Raw genomic sequence first — 808 nt, forward strand, 5'->3', positions numbered from 1 at the left:
CCTTGTAGGTTGTTCCAAGCAGTTTGTCTGCAGCAGCAAGTATATCGTTACAAAGTGCTATATCTCCACCACGATGGGGGCACGTGATTCTTAGCCAACTGACCTGTAATTCATTATTCTCCTCCGGGTGAATGACGACCTGAGGGAAATAGGAAAGGATGATGTTGATTGCAACAGTCTTTCCCATCCCCGAGATTCCATAAATCGATATACCTCCCTGGTCATTATTCACCTGGCCTGCATGTATTTTCTCGGCATACCGCTCCCTGAGAGCTTCATCGACTGCCCGAAAGAGTTCGAAATGAGCATTTGTCGGATGAAACATATAAGAGACATTTCGTGCACGGTAATACTTTTTAGTAGGACTCAGCAAACGATCTGTGTCAGTGAAAACTGGGGGGTAATAGGTTGCTGTCTCTGCAAACTGCGCGTCATCAAGGATAGGTGGGAGAGCCCTGACATAAGGTGTTGTATAGTATGGGCTGAAGTCTGAATAGTCGGTGTATTGAGCAATTACAGCTTGCTCACCTGAAGGCAGAGTGTGGTATTTCTCATCCTGAATGATGCCCGATTTTGCGGCTTCAAAGTGCAAGTACTGAGGTGGGATATCATACTTGTCATTCTTTAATGAGGAGCTATTCATCATCATCATCCTGACTGGAGTGTTTCTTCATTTGGGATAATATATGTCTGGAGTAGTTGACTTCGTAGTCTTCATCTTCTTCGACTTCATGATTAGTAGAAACGTTTTCAGTATCTTTAAGCACAATAGCATTCGCCTTAGATTGCTCTTCAGTCAGCTCTTTTT

1 protein-coding gene is annotated in these 808 nt (G+C 43.8%); it reads right to left on the reverse strand.

What is annotated here, in order from left to right; all coding sequences use genetic code 11:
- Nucleotides 1-643: hypothetical protein (locus E1189_RS00880; RefSeq protein ID WP_230459891.1), on the reverse strand; the 643-nt coding region annotated here is incomplete at its 3' end.
- Nucleotides 644-808 lie beyond the last annotated feature (165 nt).

The organism is Parendozoicomonas verongulae (genome assembly GCF_009711465.1).
GTDB classification, from domain to species: Bacteria; Pseudomonadota; Gammaproteobacteria; order Pseudomonadales; family Endozoicomonadaceae; genus Sansalvadorimonas; species Sansalvadorimonas verongulae.